General features: G+C 41.9%; 14 protein-coding genes and 1 tRNA gene. 3 read left to right on the forward strand and 12 right to left on the reverse strand.

The genetic code is table 11. The features are described from left to right. Positions 1 to 112 precede the first annotated feature (112 nt). Positions 113 to 892 carry a DUF4230 domain-containing protein gene (locus tag EPB74_RS10200; RefSeq protein WP_274904051.1) on the reverse strand — a complete coding sequence of 260 codons (780 nt, stop codon included), beginning with the start codon at positions 890 to 892 and terminating at the stop codon, positions 113 to 115. Positions 893 to 1485: 593 nt separating this feature from the next. Between EPB74_RS10200 and EPB74_RS10205 the strand changes: the two genes are divergently transcribed. Next, positions 1486 to 3204 carry a proline--tRNA ligase gene (locus tag EPB74_RS10205; RefSeq protein WP_274904052.1) on the forward strand — a complete coding sequence of 573 codons (1719 nt, stop codon included), beginning with the start codon at positions 1486 to 1488 and terminating at the stop codon, positions 3202 to 3204. A gap of 122 nt (positions 3205 to 3326) precedes the next feature. Here EPB74_RS10205 and queF read toward each other — a convergent pair whose 3' ends face one another. The 6 genes from queF to EPB74_RS10235 all read right to left on the reverse strand — a co-directional run bounded on the left by queF (position 3327) and on the right by EPB74_RS10235 (position 8969). Beyond that, positions 3327 to 4190, reverse strand: a complete 864-nt coding sequence (gene queF / locus EPB74_RS10210; protein WP_274904053.1) for an NADPH-dependent 7-cyano-7-deazaguanine reductase QueF — start codon at positions 4188 to 4190, stop codon at positions 3327 to 3329. Between the two features lie 141 nt (positions 4191 to 4331). Beyond that, complete coding sequence (locus EPB74_RS10215; RefSeq protein ID WP_274904054.1) at positions 4332 to 5201, reverse strand: hypothetical protein; 870 nt, start codon at positions 5199 to 5201, stop codon at positions 4332 to 4334. Beyond that, a complete protein-coding gene (locus EPB74_RS10220) occupies positions 5202 to 6053 on the reverse strand; it encodes a hypothetical protein (RefSeq protein WP_274904055.1) in 852 nt (283 codons plus the stop codon). Positions 6054 to 6128: 75 nt separating this feature from the next. Beyond that, the gene (locus EPB74_RS10225; RefSeq protein WP_274904088.1) at positions 6129 to 6902 is read right to left on the reverse strand and encodes an ABC transporter permease; all 774 of its coding nucleotides are present in this window, start codon (positions 6900 to 6902) and stop codon (positions 6129 to 6131) included. Between the two features lie 56 nt (positions 6903 to 6958). Next, positions 6959 to 7921, reverse strand: coding sequence for an ABC transporter ATP-binding protein (locus EPB74_RS10230; protein ID WP_089555060.1), 963 nt, complete (start codon positions 7919 to 7921; stop codon positions 6959 to 6961). Positions 7922 to 8303: 382 nt separating this feature from the next. Next, positions 8304 to 8969 (reverse strand): c-type cytochrome, encoded by a 666-nt coding sequence (locus EPB74_RS10235; RefSeq protein ID WP_274904056.1) that lies wholly within the window; start codon positions 8967 to 8969, stop codon positions 8304 to 8306. Positions 8970 to 9350: 381 nt separating this feature from the next. On the opposite strand from EPB74_RS10235, the gene EPB74_RS10240 reads away from it, so the two are divergent. Continuing rightward, a tRNA-Arg gene (locus tag EPB74_RS10240) sits at positions 9351 to 9427 on the forward strand. A 133-nt stretch (positions 9428 to 9560) separates the two neighbouring features. Here the strand turns inward: EPB74_RS10240 and EPB74_RS10245 are convergent. Next, positions 9561 to 10823 (reverse strand): Na+/H+ antiporter NhaC family protein, encoded by a 1263-nt coding sequence (locus EPB74_RS10245; RefSeq protein ID WP_274904057.1) that lies wholly within the window; start codon positions 10821 to 10823, stop codon positions 9561 to 9563. 346 nt (positions 10824 to 11169) lie between these two features. Then, positions 11170 to 11535 (reverse strand): hypothetical protein, encoded by a 366-nt coding sequence (locus tag EPB74_RS10250; protein ID WP_274904058.1) that lies wholly within the window; start codon positions 11533 to 11535, stop codon positions 11170 to 11172. 35 nt (positions 11536 to 11570) lie between these two features. Here EPB74_RS10250 and EPB74_RS10255 point away from each other — a divergent pair, with 35 nt between their 5' ends. Next, complete coding sequence (locus EPB74_RS10255; RefSeq protein WP_274904059.1) at positions 11571 to 12371, forward strand: NAD-dependent deacylase; 801 nt, start codon at positions 11571 to 11573, stop codon at positions 12369 to 12371. A gap of 159 nt (positions 12372 to 12530) precedes the next feature. On the opposite strand, the gene EPB74_RS10260 is transcribed toward EPB74_RS10255, so the two are convergent. The 3 genes from EPB74_RS10260 to EPB74_RS10270 form a co-directional block, all read right to left on the reverse strand. Continuing rightward, the gene (locus EPB74_RS10260) at positions 12531 to 13529 is read right to left on the reverse strand and encodes an adenosine deaminase (RefSeq protein ID WP_274904060.1); all 999 of its coding nucleotides are present in this window, start codon (positions 13527 to 13529) and stop codon (positions 12531 to 12533) included. Between the two features lie 104 nt (positions 13530 to 13633). Next, on the reverse strand, positions 13634 to 14158 hold the full coding sequence (locus EPB74_RS10265; protein ID WP_274904061.1) for a TPM domain-containing protein: 525 nt from the start codon (positions 14156 to 14158) through the stop codon (positions 13634 to 13636). A gap of 51 nt (positions 14159 to 14209) precedes the next feature. Continuing rightward, positions 14210 to 15385, reverse strand: a complete 1176-nt coding sequence (locus tag EPB74_RS10270; protein ID WP_274904062.1) for a TPM domain-containing protein — start codon at positions 15383 to 15385, stop codon at positions 14210 to 14212. Positions 15386 to 15607: the final 222 nt, after the last annotated feature.

Here is a 15607-nt window from a genome sequence, read left to right on the forward strand (position 1 = left end):
ATAACAGATAAGTTCTACTATACAATATAAATGGCGTTACTTTCAGTGGTTTTAACGATTTTAGCCATAGGCTACCGTATGATTGCCCAGTTTATGGTTTTGGTAAAATTATCTAGGCATTATTTACTGGCATCTGGCACGCGCCTGCACCTTGTGTGGTAACTGTAACGACGGCTCCCGTCAAAGCAAATAACTGCTGCAACTGCACTTGTGCATTCTCTAGTGCCATAGTCATCACATCGCCGCGGCAAGCACGTTCCAAGACTTCTTTTTTAGCCATGCTTTGCGCTTGTTGCAATATTTTCGGATCGACTTGCATCATGCCAAAAGCGCCGGTTTGCCAATCATAAATCTCGATATCGTCTAGATATACCGAAAATATCTCTGATGGTGGCAAGGTAATATTAATCTTTGGCATGATAGAAATAGGGACATCGACATTAACATCAACATTGCCATCGGCGGTCGAAGCATTACTATCAGCAAGGCCATTATTGACTTGCTCAGCAGGCTGCACCACTTGTACCATCTCAGGCGTTAATGCACTCAAATTAATACCCGCCTCTACACGCCCGTGAGCGATAAACAGCGCCTTTTGTTCGTCTTGCCACAGTTTCATCCAACTACCTGGACGCTGGCTAGTAATCACCGTATCGACACTAAACGCCACTGTTTCTAAACGATTTAACTTCTGAATTTGCAGCACCACCCCTTCTCGAGTAATGGTTTCTATCGGCTCTTCTTTGGTACTATTTTGAACACTATAAATAGCAAAGGCGATGGCGACTAGACCGATAAGTAACACTATCCACGACATCATAGCGATAGGTCTTTTTACTTTTGGGTTAGTCGTATTATTATCAATAGGAGGTCGATTATCAGGACTGTTCATATAAGCACCTTGAGAGTTTTATCATTTATTTTTATAATTACATGAAAAACTACGTTTTAAAAAATGACGTTCTAAATAATAAATGCTATTTCTAAGCAGCAACTTCAAGTAATGACTACCAATACTCTACATAACTACTAATAATACCCTTTCCAAAAAATACTTCTTCACTTGCCACAAATACGCTCAAAACTGATAAATAATCGAGTTGTAGCCGTCTGATTTGACTCTTTCAGTAACGTTCGCTCTGAAAAAACAAAAAGTCATTGCGTCTTAGGCGAACTTTACCTAACATAGTCAGGTTGTATGTTTGAAATGTCGTTTTACATTTTTTTCAGGCTTATACGTCTTAAATACTAGGATGTACGTAAAGATATTTTCATACAGAAATGAAAAGTTACGCCCTTTTTTGAAGTGCTTTTTATTAACGCATTATCTACTAGAGTGCTGTCTGTTGAAGTGCTTTTTAGCTAGGCCATGTCCTAGACTATTACCAAGTAATAAAAGGTCATCTTGCGTCGGCCATCAAACCACACGCTCAATATCCTACTATTTCTTATTTATTTTATCGTTGATAAGGTTATGCTTTATTTATGAAAGCCAGTCAATTTTTATTTGCCACCCTAAAAGAAACGCCTAATGATGCGGATATCGCTTCAAGCCAATTAATGGTAAGAGCCGGTCTGATTCGCAAAATCGCTTCTGGATTATATATCTGGTTGCCAATGGGCTTGCGCGTGTTGCAAAAAGTCGAGCGTATCGTTCGCGAAGAGATGCAAAATGTCGGCGCACAAGAAGTGCTTATGCCGATGACCCAGCCTGCTGAGCTTTGGCAGCTGACCGGACGTTTTAACGATTATGGTCCTGAACTATTACGTTTTAAAGACCGTCATGATCGTGATTTTGTTTTAGGGCCAACGCACGAAGAAGTGATCACCAATCTTGCCCAAGGCGAGCTGCGCAGTTATAAACAGCTACCGATTACTTTCTTTCAGATTCAAAATAAATTCCGTGATGAGATTCGTCCACGCTTCGGTGTGATGCGCGCGCGCGAATTTACTATGAAAGACGCCTATTCGTTCCACGTCGACCAAGCGTCATTGGCAAAAACCTATGACGAAATGTATGACGCTTATACGCGCATATTCACGCGTTTGGGTTTGGATTTCCGTGCCGTACAAGCAGACACCGGCTCAATCGGTGGCTTTGCCTCGCATGAGTTCCACGTGCTAGCAGACAGTGGTGAAGATGATATCGCCTTCTCTGATTCTTCTGAATATGCTGCCAACGTCGAACTTGCTGAATCAGTGAGCACCGCAGAACGTCAACCTGCGACGATGACACGCGAAAATGTCGATACCATCAATATGCCTACTTGTGAAGCAGTTGCTGAGCATTTAGACGTTGCACTTGCCACCACAGTCAAAACATTGATCGTAAATGGCCATACTCCTGAAGGTGAGCCTCAGCTTATCGCTGTCGTATTACGCGGCGACCATACGCTGAACACCATCAAAGCTGAGAAAATCGAAGAAGCCAATGTGCCTTTAACGATGGCAACTGAAGAAGAATTGAAAGCTGCCGGTCTACATAAAGGCTATATCGGCGTTGAGCTTGATATGCCCGTCTTTGTCGATCGTGCAGCAGCAGCACTCTCAGACTTCGTTTCTGGTGCCAATGAGGTGAACAAACATACCATTGGTATGAATTGGGAGCGCGATGCTCATATCACCCGTATTGTTGATATTCGCAACGTCAATCAAGGCGATCCTTCTCCTGATGGTAAAGGCACGCTACAAATCAAACGCGGTATCGAAGTCGGTCATATCTTCCAGTTGGGTGATAAGTACTCACAAGCGATGAACTGTACTGTTTCAGGCGAAGATGGCAAACCAGTCACCCTAATGATGGGTTGCTACGGTATCGGCGTTAGCCGCATTATCGCCGCCGCTATCGAACAGAACAACGATGAAAATGGCATCATGTGGCCATCAACGCCAAACGTTACTGATTCGCTGGCACCGTTTGAAGTGGCTATCGTACCCATGAAGTCTAAAGAAGAGACGGTCCTGCAAACCGCCATCGCATTATACGAAGAGCTCAAAGCGCTTGGTATTAATGTATTGCTTGATGATCGTAATGAACGCCCAGGCGTGAAGTTTGCCGATCTTGAACTGATTGGTATTCCACATCGTATCGTGGTGTCTGATCGCAATCTTGCGGAAGACAAATACGAATACGTCAATCGCCGTGATAGCGAAAAGCAATTACTAAGCCGTGAAGAAGTATTGGCAAAAGTAAGCAGCAAATAGCTTAAGAAAACATTAGCAATAAAAAAGCGCCTATCTCATTAAATGAGGTAGGCGCTTTTTTTCGGCTAGAATTTTTGTCTAAAAGTTCTTTAAGTATGATTAATCATTATTAATGCTTATATTTACTGACGAATCAAGCGACTTGGCGATGGCCATAATGCCATATCACTCACGCGGCAAGGATTGATATCAATACCACCACGGCGTGTATACCATGCGCGAACCATGAGCTCACTTGGCTCATAATGTTGGCTTAAATCAGCAAATATTTGCTCTACACACTGCTCATGAAAGCCATTATGCTGACGAAAACTTAGAATATAACGCAACATATTGGCATAATTGACCGGACAATTACTGGTCATAGTTACAGCCAGCGTGCCCCAATCTGGCTGATTAGTGACCGGGCAATTACTACGCAGCAAATTAGAGTAGAAAGTATAGGGTTGAGTGCTGCTGCTTTCCAAATTAGCATCCTTTTTATCATCACTCAATAACGATGCATCTGGATGCTCACATAACGCTACTTTATCGCTGCTATTGATTAAAGCATCATCGATGCAGATACCCTCAGGCTGAGTAATCAATAACCCTGACCTTTCATCATCTAAGCTAAATAGCTCAACCTTAACGTCGGCTTGTACGCATGCTGATAAGTCTTTAGCAATCAATGTTTGCACGACTTCCCAGCTAGAAAACTCGGTAAAGTTAATACTGTTTAAATATAACTTTAATGATTTAGATTCAACAATAAATGGCGAGCTTGCCGGAATACCAAAGCGTGCTACCGCGACTTGCGAAATACCTTGCGTATTTAACCATGACAACTCAAACGCATGCCACCAATCAATGCCCACTTTTAGCTTATCATCTTGCCAGCCAATGACATCACGCCCCATACTACGGGCAATTGGATATAAAGTTTCTGGACTATACTCGGTTGGATAATCGGTGGTCTGCTCGCCTAAAATACCGTGAATGCTCATAAGTTACTTACCTTTCATGCTTAAATATTATGAAATAACAACCTCTATTTTACAGCAATGAGCTATTTTATGGGAATGATTTACCACTCTGATAGGCTAACATTTTGACCACCTTTAAGAGTTAAACCTTTTTATTATTTTTTAATCGTTGGTATTAGCATCAGGTAAAACTCTCTGCCATTTGCCTTCTTGATTATCAGCCGCATAAATATAGCGCACGCGAAATGCTACCGTGTCAGTGGGGTTGACTCTGTAATAAAAATCAACGTTGATTTTATTATCGCTTGTCCAACTGATATCTCGCGCTTCGTACACTTCATGTTTTTTGTCATCATCATAATCTTGTTCATATAATTCATTACTACTAAATAGCCTTGTATAGCGCCTGTCATTACCATCTTTTTGACGCTCCCATATCATGATATCTTTAGTCATACCTTGCCTACCCCCAAACCCTACCACTTGAGTCCTATCGTCAGAAAACTTAAGATCGGTCGCATACAGCTCTTGCCAATGTCCTGTATTTAAATCGACGATGATGGTTGATTGACTCTCATACATCGTATGTAGTAACTGTAATAGTTGATGAGGTTTATCGTAGTACTGTAATTCATAATGAATTCTATGCTCTTCTTCAAACGGTTCAAGATAATCCTTAAACACCAAAGGCTGCTTTTGATTCGGTATGCTGATATAAATGGTGTCTTTTTCTCGAACGACTCTGTCACTCAAGCCCCACTCTCGGCTTTGCGAATTATCCGCTTGGGCTAACGACTTAAAAATACAGTTTTCATAATCTGTAAATGTTTGATATTCAGTATGATCGTATCGACAGCTGCCTTCATACCAGTCTATGGCTACAGGCGCAGCGACTTTTATCCATACCTCCTCATTTGTCGATGGCTCTAAAGCTGAAGATGCTGCCTGTGCATCTAAGGCTGTTATTGTGGTCAATATAAATAACCCTGCGACAGTCAATACTGTCTTTATACAATGAGAGAAAGCGATCATTTACCTATCACCTGCATGCAGTTGCCACTTATCCGTTGAGGTATTTTTAATAAAGGTATAACGCACTCGAAAAGCTGCGGAATCTTTTTTATTTAGCTTATAAAAATAATCCGCATAAAATTTATTATTATTCAACCAAGTAAGCTTTTCGGCATCATAAACCAGCTGGGCTTTATCCGCTTGATAAAAATCTTTATGATTCTGATATTTTGCCAAGTCTTCTCTACTGCCATAAACTCTTTTGTAATACCCTTTATAATAGCCACTATCTTGCAGCGCCCAAATATTAATGTCTTCAGTAGCGCCCATCTCGCTTTCAAACCCTACAATATATCTCATATCAGGAGAGATACTTAGCTTCCTAAACTCAAAATCTTGCCAAAACCCAGTCTTCAAATTCACCACTGTCATAGTCTCTGACTCATAAAGATTTTGATGTATGGTCAATAATTGCCGTGATTTATCATAAGATTGTAATGAATAATAAGCATTGAAATCGGTCTCGAAAGAATCAGAACAATCGACAAAGACTAGTGGTTTTTTACGATTAGGAACGTCAATATAAATCGCATTTCTCTCTCTGACTACTCTATCTTCAATCCCCCATTGCTTACTAAAAGCATTATCAGCATCTTCTCGCAAATTATAAAGGCAGTTTTTTAGAGCTGCATGAGTCTGGTATTTGTAATCATGATTACAGTCATACTTATATGATGCAGGGTCTATAGGCATCTCCACGACCACCCAATCGTAATCATCTGTAGTCGCAAACGATGCAGCGATAGCCGTACTGGAAAAGCTACTTAATACAGATATTATAAAAAACTTGTGTATCATTGAAATTTCAACCATAAAAAAAGCCCAACAATGTTGGACTCTTATAATAAAGCGACACGCTAAATTTTACAAATCATTCCATGCTATATGCTACAAACGAATGCGCGAACCGTCACTTAATAAGCGATAAGACATCACATAGAACACCACACAAAATACAAAAATGGCTGCCATCGAATACCAGACGTTGACATCCGAATAGCCAAGGATACCGTAACGGAATGCGTTGACCATATAGACGATAGGATTCAGTAGTGAAACGTTATACCAAAAGGTGGATAAATTCTCCATCGAGTAAAACACCCCGCCAAGAAAGGTCAACGGTGTCAGTACGAAGCTTGGAATAATAGTGATGTCATCGAATGAGCGGGCATAAGCCGCATTAATAAAACCGCCAAGTGAGAACAGAATAGACGTTCCCAATACCGTAAATATAGTGATGAATAAATGCTCGATACCCAGCTTAGTGAAGAATAATGCAACGATGGAGACAATAATAGCAATAATTAAGCCGCGAAAAATACCACCGCCGATGTAACCCATTAATATGGCGTGCTTAGAGACCGGAGATACTAGCAGCTCTTCGATACTGGCGGTAAATTTAGCACTAAAAAAGCTCGATACCACGTTAGAATAACTGTTGGTAATCACTGCCATCATGATGAGACCTGGAACGATAAACTGCATGTACGGTACACCGCCCATGTCCCCCACTCGCGAGCCGATCATCTTACCAAAGATGACAAAGTATAAAGCCATGGTAATGACCGGTGGCAACAGGGTTTGTGGCCAAATACGCAGTATTCGACGAATCTCTTTTATTAAAATAGTTTGAAAAGCAATCCACTTTTTGGCTGCAGACATCGTCTCATTAGGATCTATAGTGACTTTTTGAGTCACTTCCTGAGTCACTTCCTGTTTCATAATCCTGCCTCCTTCATGCTGTCCTCATTCTGAATATTTTTATCTACTAGCCGCATAAACAACTCCTCTAGGCGGTTAGACTTGTTGCGCATGCTGGCAACCTCGATATCAAGTTTAGTCAGTTGCTCAAAAACACAATTGAGTGTCTCACCTTTACTCAAGGTCACCTCCACCGTCAGCTCATCAGGCTGGGAAATTTCTGTTACCTTATCAATGACTAAAGGCTGGGTGAGCGGCTGTGTTAAATCTAGCACAAAGGTCTCAACCGACAACTGCGCCAGCAAATCTTTCATCTCAGTATTAATACGAATCTCACCATGATCTAAAATGGCAATGCGCTTACACAGCTGCTCAGCTTCTTCTAGATAGTGAGTGGTCAGAATAATAGTGGTATTTTCTTCAATATTAATTTGCTGCATGAATTCCCACATCGAGCGGCGCAGTTCAATATCTACTCCAGCGGTGGGTTCATCAAGAATCAATAGTTTAGGCTTATGAATCAGCGCGCGCGCAATCATCAGGCGCCGCTTCATACCACCTGACAGCTCCCGCGACTTACTATCACGCTTATCCCATAGACCCAATGCTTTTAGCAAGCGCTCTGCACGTGGTTTTGATTCTTTAGCCGGTATGCCAAAGTAGCCAGCTTGAGTAATCAGAATATCTTCTACTTTTTCAAACTGATTAAAATTAAATTCTTGCGGCACCACACCTAAGTATTGCTTGGCTACCGAAGGATTGGCTAATAGATCAACACCAAAAATATTTACGCTGCCGCTAGTTGGCTTAAATAGTGAGCTGATAATACCAATCATTGTTGATTTACCAGCACCATTTGGCCCTAATAACGCAAAAAACCCACCTTGTGGTACGGTTAAGCTGACATCTTTTAGGGCGGAAAAGCCATTGTCATAAGTTTTGGATAAATGTTTGATAGAAAGCGCTGGTACTTCAGACATGAATACCTCTTTATAATTTTATGAAATAAATAGTAGGGGTTATAAAACAGATTATGTAAGCCTTAATCTGAGGCTAGCCACGATAGATTTCAACTGCGTCATACTATAAGCATGCTATTAGTACAACTCATCATTGAGCATAAATCATTTGCCAAAAAAAGCGCCTATCTCACCAAATGAGATAGGCGCTCTACACGCTTACAATCTATAAAATATTAATCTAAAAGGCATTGGCCTAAAAAACAGCCCGCTTCAAATGAATAGTCTATTAAACCAAGCGCAAAAATAAGAGCCGACAATCAATTATCGACCCTTAAGCTTTTGATGTATAAATATGCTATCCAGTTGCCGCTATACATTGCTATACATGGGCTAATGATAATTAGCTGGCTTCAGCAATCATATAATCAACAGCATTCTGAACTTCTTCGTCAGGGATATCAGCGCCACCTTTAGCAGGCATGGCGTTAAAGCCATTGATAGCGTGCGTATATAAGGTATCTGCACCTTTTGCAATACGCGGTCCCCAAGCACCAGCATCACCTAGCATAGGCGATCCAAGCAATCCTGACGCGTGACAAGTCTGACATACCGCGTTGTATACTGCTTTACCCTCACGAGGACCATCGCCTGCTGATGGACCAGAAGAACGAGCGGTCACATCACAAACTTCATCGTCTTCGAAGCATACTTTACCAACAGGCTGAATACGAGCAATCAAATTAGGATACAAAGCAATCAGCTTTTGCACTTGTGGTGTATCTTCTGGAATTGGCTCTTCATCAGCTACAGGTGCTACTGCTGCAGTTTCTTCAGCTGGAGCATCTGCTTGCGCGGTTTCATCTGCAGGGGCAGCAGCATCTGTTGTGGTATCTGCAGCAGCTTGGGTATCGTCACCCAGCTTTTGAGGGGCGTTTTCGACGACGTCTTGCCCTTCTGCGACATCAGATATCGTTACAGGAGTGTCTACAACACTTTCAGCTTGGCTCACAGCGATACTAGCGATTCCTAGAATGGCAGCTGCCGATAACATAACTACTTTTCTCATTCGTCACGTTCTCTTATTACGTATACAAGGGCCGACACGACTTGGACATTCTGTCTGTCCTCCTTTGATAACAACCCGTTATCAATAGCAAACAGCCATCCCGCATGCAAGCGAACTTGTAATCGGTGATTATAAATATGGATTCTCCCTGACATTATAAGGGAAAAGACAGGTAGATTGCCATGCCTGTTTGCTGACTATATTGTTTTTTCTTAAAAAACCTCAATAGCCGCCTTCATTCATTGGCTTTATGACTTTTATTTGTTAGACTAAGCGGTCTTTATTTTTCGGGACAGCTTTAGAATGCTGCACTGCCACCTATTTTTTTAAACGGTTACTTTTAATTAGCCCGTTAATATTTAGGCGGTCAGCTCATATTATGCGCTCGTAGCTCAGTTGGATAGAGTATCGGTCTCCGAAGCCGAGGGTCGTGGGTTCGATTCCCGCCGAGCGCACCAACTTCTAGGTTTTACCATAACCTTGTATTACCCAATATCTGTAATATCCTTTAAAAACATCGTTTCACATCTTTTAATATTACTTTTCATTATCTAGTCATGCCATCACTTAGTTTAAAGCGGAATTTGAATATTATTGTTGTGCTATAAAAACCGGTTCATCAGAAAGATCGACGTTTTCAAACCTTTTTATACCTTTATTTTTCTTATTATTCCATACGACAGCTAAACCTAAATAGGTCATTAGCACGGATATGATTGGACTTAAAAAGCTCATAAAAGCATAGGGTGCAAACTCAAATCCGCTAATCCCCAGTGTTGCTACTACAAATGCACCAAACGTGGTCCACGGCATGATCGGTGCCATCATCAATCCCCCTTCACTGACAATACGCGCCAGCATGGCACGACTTAGCCCGACTTTATCAAACTGCTCTTTAAACAGCTCACCATTTAAAATAAAAGACATATAAGCCTCACCGAACGCCGCCGTTGAAGTCATTGAAGAAGCCATGGTCAGTAAGGTCAATGAGCCCACCGTTTTGGCTCTGCTCACCAGCCCAGCAATCAATGTCTCCATATAGCCCACTTTACTTAAAACACCTCCTAATGACAGCGCCATAAATGCCACCGAGAACGTCCACATCATACTTTGGATGCCGCCACGATTTAAGATGGGATCCACATAAGCCGAACCGGTAGAGATTTCGAACCCTGAATTTAAAAACTCTAAGGCGTCAGGCACACTAGCACCCTGAAAGATAACCGCGACTACCAAACCGCTAATCACTGCTATGGTCATCGAAGGTAAGGAGGGAAACTTGATAACATTTAAGGTCAAAAGAATGGCCATCGGCAGCATAACGATAGGGTTTAAATTAAAATTATCTGCTAACACAGAGCGCGTTTCATTAATGATACTCAAATTCGCGTCATCCGAGCCATAGCGGAAGCCTAAGTATACGAACAACGCTAAAGTAATAAAAAAAGCAGGGGCTATCGTTTGCATCATAGCCTTGAGCGTTTCATACAAATCAGCACCTGCCGACATTGAAGTAAGGTTTGGCGTATCAGAAACCGGTGACATTTTATCTCCAGTAATCGCGCCAGATATAATCATGCCCGCCGTTATGGGTAGCGGAATGCCCAAGCCTTGACCGATGCCTATAAGGGCAATGCCTACCGTGCCGACAGTTCCCCATGATGTACCAGTACTTAGCGCTGTTATCGTACACAATAAAAACCCAGCTGGTAGAAAAATAGTCGGTGAGATAAAACCCAAGCCATAATAAATGATCGCAGGAACGGTCCCCGCGGCCATCCATGATGAAATAATGGCGCCGATCGCAATGAAAAACCATAAGCCAAAGGTCGACTCTCCGATGCTCTTTTGCATCAGCACCATTAAATCTATAGCCCAAGGTTCTGGAGATTAAGGTGACAAAAACCATCCCAAGCAGTAAACCTACTTGTATCGATACGGTTTTAAAGATCATGATACATAAAATGAGGCTAAAAATGACCGACAGTAACGCCATCGCTGCTAGCTTAAAAGAAGGTTTTTTAAATTCCTGAGTGTTCCCATAACCATTCATTTGCAACTGCCCTCTATTTCAGTTATTTACTAATTATCAAGTTCTTATATTTTAGTCACACTGAATAAATCGTAGAAACAAACTCGGTCACTTAATCACAGGAATATATCATCAAGCGATAGTTTTTCTGCCTATAAGTTGCTATAACTATTCTGCCTCTTCTAGATTGGCAGCCAACTGCGCGCGACTAGGCACACGGTGATAATTAATCACCGGCACATCACCCAAGCGGCGCTGACTGGCAGCAAGCTTTTTATCAATGGTAATCATGGCGATTTTTTTATTTTGTTTGCTGACGAGTAAATGATTTGCTTTACGCGTAACGCGATAATCAGGAAAATACTGTTTAATCAGTACGGATGTCTTTTGTAGCGCATCATTTAGGGGTGTGTTTTTACTTTTTAACTTTATATTATTTTTACCAGTATGTTTAGGCGCGCGCGATTTTGCAAAAAACCATAGTCCAACGCCGACCGCTATCAATATGACAAGCCACCAAGTTCCGTCTATCATAAGAAGGGATATCCATTATTAATAAGGGTTAGCTCATGTTAGCAGAATTATCACCAGCGTTAACAGCAGAAGTACAACGTGCCGCCAAACTATTGGCATCAAAACAACGCATTTGCCTCTTAACGGGTGCAGGGATTTCAGCAGAAAGTGGTATTCCGACTTTTCGAGATAAGCAAACGGGATTATGGGAAAACTATGCTGCGGAAGACTTGGCGACACCTGATGCTTTTGCTCGCGACCCAAAGCTAGTGTGGTCATGGTATCAATGGCGCAGACAATTGGTCGCCGATAAAACACCGAATCCGGCACATGATGCTTTAGCGCAATGGCAGTACCATACTCAATCCTCCGATCAACAATTGACGCTCATCACTCAAAATGTCGATGACTTGCACGAGCAGGCTGGTAGTACGGTGATTCATCTTCATGGCAATTTATGGCAGAATCGTTGTAGTCAATGTAATACGACTTATGAAAACCGTTCAAATCGTTTAGCGAATAGCAAAAATGACCTGATTTTCGATGAGGATTTAATCACTTGCCAACACTGCGGCGGTTATATTCGTCCTAATATTGTTTGGTTCGGCGAATCACTACCTGTACAAGCATGGCAAACAGCTGAAGATGCGGCGTCTAATTGCGAGGTGTTTATTAGTATCGGCACATCAAGCCTCGTTTATCCCGCGGCTGGATTAGCGCAATTGGCAAAGCAAAATGGCGCCAAAATTATCGAGATAAATCCCGATCCAACTCCGAATACCATCGTTGATATTACCTTAGCAGAAAAAGCGGGCGTGATAATGCCATTACTGATACAGCAAATCACTACGTTGTAATCATGCTTGTATGACATATAAAAAAAGAAATAGGCGTTGCTGGTATGAGTTTTTCGAAGGTTATGCTTATTAATGCTGTACTTAGTTTAGCGCTAGGCAAAGAAGCTTATAGCAGCAAATTTATGAAAACAACTTAAAGCAGCCGTAGCTCAATCGTATTTATTGCAGGGCAAGATCAACTTTCGCTAAGTAAGCCTCTTTTAACTCATCATCTATAAATGAAGATCTAAAAGAGTTCTTCACCAAAGTGATAATATCGTCCTCGGTTAGCGGCAGATTTTCGCATATGTTTATAAAATTTTGATTGATATAGCCTTTGAAATACGCCGGATCATCAGAGTTCACAGTGATATTTAGACCGTAATCTAACAACTCTTTGATATTATGTTCTTTATAATTCTCAAATACCTTGAGTTCAATATTTGAATTTGGACAAACTGTCAGCGGCATTTGCTCATCTTTTAGTCGTTGCATCAGCGCGGCGCTTTTTATAGATTGCACACCATGATCAATTCTATTTATCTCTAATAAATCCAAGGCTTCGTAGATATACGAAAAATCCGCCTCTTCACCGGCATGAGCCACCAATTTAAAGCCTGCTTCTTTTGCTTTTTTAAACACTTCTTTGAACTTTGAAGGAGGATTTCCCATCTCCGAAGAATCAAGACCAACACCGATAATGTCGTCTTTAAATCTCAACGCTTCTTCTAACGTTTCAAACGCCTCTTCTTGTGATAAATGTCTTAAAAAACACATAATGATGCACGAAGTAATGCCATATTGCGTCTTAGCATCAGTGAGCGCTTCTTTGATGCCGGTTATCACTGTTTCAAAAGCAATGCCTCTTGATGTATGCGTTTGTGGATCAAAGAATATCTCAGTATGAATGACATTATCTTCGACACACTTAAGAATGTATTCCCACGTCAAATCATAAAAGTCATCTTTAGTGACAAGGACGTTTGCGCCCGCATAGTAAATATTTAAAAAGGTTTGCAGATTGGTGAAGTTATAGGCATTACGTACATCTTCTATGTCTTTATAAGGAATCTCTATATGGTTCTTTTTTGCCAATCTAAACATAAGCTCAGGCTCTAATGAGCCTTCAATATGTAAATGCAGCTCCGCTTTTGGCAATTTTTTTATTAAATCGATCATAGTATTCCAGTAGTGATTTTTATATTGGCTCTCTATCGAGAAATTTTTTCTTCAATGCTATATATCTATATATGTGTGCTTAAAAGGTACGTATCAGTCATTCTCTACTTCAAAAACACCACTGTATCAGATAGCTCATTACCTGCTGGATCATGTTCGAGATGATAGTACTGACGCAGCACTTGCCCAACTTCATCTAACAACTCAACCAAACTCTCTTCTGTTTTTTTATTGGCAATACCGGACACAGCTTTTTCGCACATCGCCTGCCATACTGTCGGGCTAACATGAGTGCTAATACCGCGATCAGCGACGATTTCTAACGTATGCTCGCAAATATTAACATAGACCAAAACGCCAGTATTTTCTTCGGTATCCCATACCCGATACTCACTAAATAAATCAATAGCGCGATCACGACAGTTGATACGATAAGCTTCTTGGATGGGGAGATGGTTTTCTATAATTAAAAACACCTCACCACGATGGCCATTCTCCACGCGCGTCACTTGTTCTGACAACCGCGCTCTGGCTGCTGGCGTCAGCCATTTGCTATGCAGCATAGGGACAAAAAGTACTTGACGCCACCAACGAGCAAAACTTGCCTGTGACGAATTGCTTTTTACCATTATATTATTTCCTCAAGTACGCCATTACTGGCTGTCATCTAGTGTATAGGTTTACCAAGAACCGCCAGCGCCGCCGCCGCCGAAACCACCGCCGCCACCGCCAAAACCGCCGCCGCCGAAACCACCACCACCAAAGCCGCCGCCACCGCCGCCCATACCGGGTAGGAAGATCATACCGCCGCCTCTACGTCCGCCGCCGCGTCCACCTTTACCGCCACCGCCGCCGCCGCGTGAAATTAAAAATAGCCATAAAAATATTGCCATGATGATGGTCATAAATAGACCGCCGCCCAATGCCAGTGAGCCTGCAACAAAACCACCTGCGGTAAGAATAGAACCAAATACGCGACCAAATATACTGGTAATAAAGCTACCAAATATCATCGCCATGATGAACAAGAAAATAGGTGATGGCAGCTCATCTGAGCCTTGCTGGGCATTACGTTCAGCCGCCTGTGCATCAGCACGAGCCAATACTTCAGGGTCAGCGGTCAGACGAGCACCAAGGGCGCTGACGCCTGCTAATATGCCAGCACCATAATCATCTTGCTTAAATAATGGGGTAATATCCTCACGAATAATACGATTCACCGCCGCATCTGGTAATACGCCTTCTAGTCCGTAACCCGTTAAAATATACATATCACGGTCATTGACAGCGACGACCATCAACAAACCATCATCGATGTCTTTATTGCCAAGCTGCCACTTCTCAGCAACCTGCAAAGCATAGTCAAAGATGGGCACACCGTTGGTAGTAGGCACAATGACAACCGCCGCTTGCGCTAATCCTTGCTGGTAAATCGTACGCAGCTGCGCCTCTAAGCGTTGTTTTTCTTGCGGGTTTAAGATATTAGCTTGATCAATAACAGGATTATTTAATATAAGCTTATCGGCATCAACACTAGCGGTAGTTGACTGCACAGGCGGCTTTGTTGGAGCTCGCGTCGCTGCTACGCCATCAGTATTAGCAGCATTAGGATTTATTGCCTCATTGCCGAGGATGGCTTCATTAATCGCTTCGTTACCTAATACGGCATCATTGATTGCTTCGTTGGACTCGCCTGCTTTGGCAATAGCCACTAAGTCCTCGACACTACGGTTTTGCATGTTCGAGGGATTGTCAGTAGCAATGGCATTATCGTTGGGCGCCGCATGCAGCACAGACGCACTACTGATGCTTAGTGTGAATAATAATACTGATAAGAGTGTTTTTGAATTATTCATCTAATCTATACCGCCTCAAGTAACATCTGTACTAAATAAATTGGTGCAACAATATTAGCCGATACAACAATATTCATTGATATAGCAATAACGGCTTTCAAATGACGTTTTACTAAGCAAGCTGCCCTCTTACCATCACCTAAAGGTATGAACACGCTATGGTATTATGATGTATAGATACCTATATGTGTTCATATCAGCAAAAATGTGGCTAAGACGGGC

Origin of the sequence: Psychrobacter sp. DAB_AL62B, assembly GCF_028895345.1 — a bacterium.
In the GTDB taxonomy this organism is placed as follows: domain Bacteria; phylum Pseudomonadota; class Gammaproteobacteria; order Pseudomonadales; family Moraxellaceae; genus Psychrobacter.

What these genes read in the sequence shown, in the direction of transcription:
- EPB74_RS10200 (WP_274904051.1), bottom strand. Translation starts at nt 892, where the DNA reads ATGAACAGTCCTGATAATCGACCTCCTATTGATAATAATACGACTAAC.
- EPB74_RS10205 (WP_274904052.1), top strand. Translation starts at nt 1,486, where the DNA reads ATGAAAGCCAGTCAATTTTTATTTGCCACCCTAAAAGAAACGCCTAAT.
- queF (WP_274904053.1), bottom strand. Translation starts at nt 4,190, where the DNA reads ATGAGCATTCACGGTATTTTAGGCGAGCAGACCACCGATTATCCAACC.
- EPB74_RS10215 (WP_274904054.1), bottom strand. Translation starts at nt 5,201, where the DNA reads ATGATCGCTTTCTCTCATTGTATAAAGACAGTATTGACTGTCGCAGGG.
- EPB74_RS10220 (WP_274904055.1), bottom strand. Translation starts at nt 6,053, where the DNA reads ATGGTTGAAATTTCAATGATACACAAGTTTTTTATAATATCTGTATTA.
- EPB74_RS10225 (WP_274904088.1), bottom strand. Translation starts at nt 6,902, where the DNA reads ATGTCTGCAGCCAAAAAGTGGATTGCTTTTCAAACTATTTTAATAAAA.
- EPB74_RS10230 (WP_089555060.1), bottom strand. Translation starts at nt 7,921, where the DNA reads ATGTCTGAAGTACCAGCGCTTTCTATCAAACATTTATCCAAAACTTAT.
- EPB74_RS10235 (WP_274904056.1), bottom strand. Translation starts at nt 8,969, where the DNA reads ATGAGAAAAGTAGTTATGTTATCGGCAGCTGCCATTCTAGGAATCGCT.
- EPB74_RS10245 (WP_274904057.1), bottom strand. Translation starts at nt 10,823, where the DNA reads ATGCAAAAGAGCATCGGAGAGTCGACCTTTGGCTTATGGTTTTTCATT.
- EPB74_RS10250 (WP_274904058.1), bottom strand. Translation starts at nt 11,535, where the DNA reads ATGATAGACGGAACTTGGTGGCTTGTCATATTGATAGCGGTCGGCGTT.
- EPB74_RS10255 (WP_274904059.1), top strand. Translation starts at nt 11,571, where the DNA reads ATGTTAGCAGAATTATCACCAGCGTTAACAGCAGAAGTACAACGTGCC.
- EPB74_RS10260 (WP_274904060.1), bottom strand. Translation starts at nt 13,529, where the DNA reads ATGATCGATTTAATAAAAAAATTGCCAAAAGCGGAGCTGCATTTACAT.
- EPB74_RS10265 (WP_274904061.1), bottom strand. Translation starts at nt 14,158, where the DNA reads ATGGTAAAAAGCAATTCGTCACAGGCAAGTTTTGCTCGTTGGTGGCGT.
- EPB74_RS10270 (WP_274904062.1), bottom strand. Translation starts at nt 15,385, where the DNA reads ATGAATAATTCAAAAACACTCTTATCAGTATTATTATTCACACTAAGC.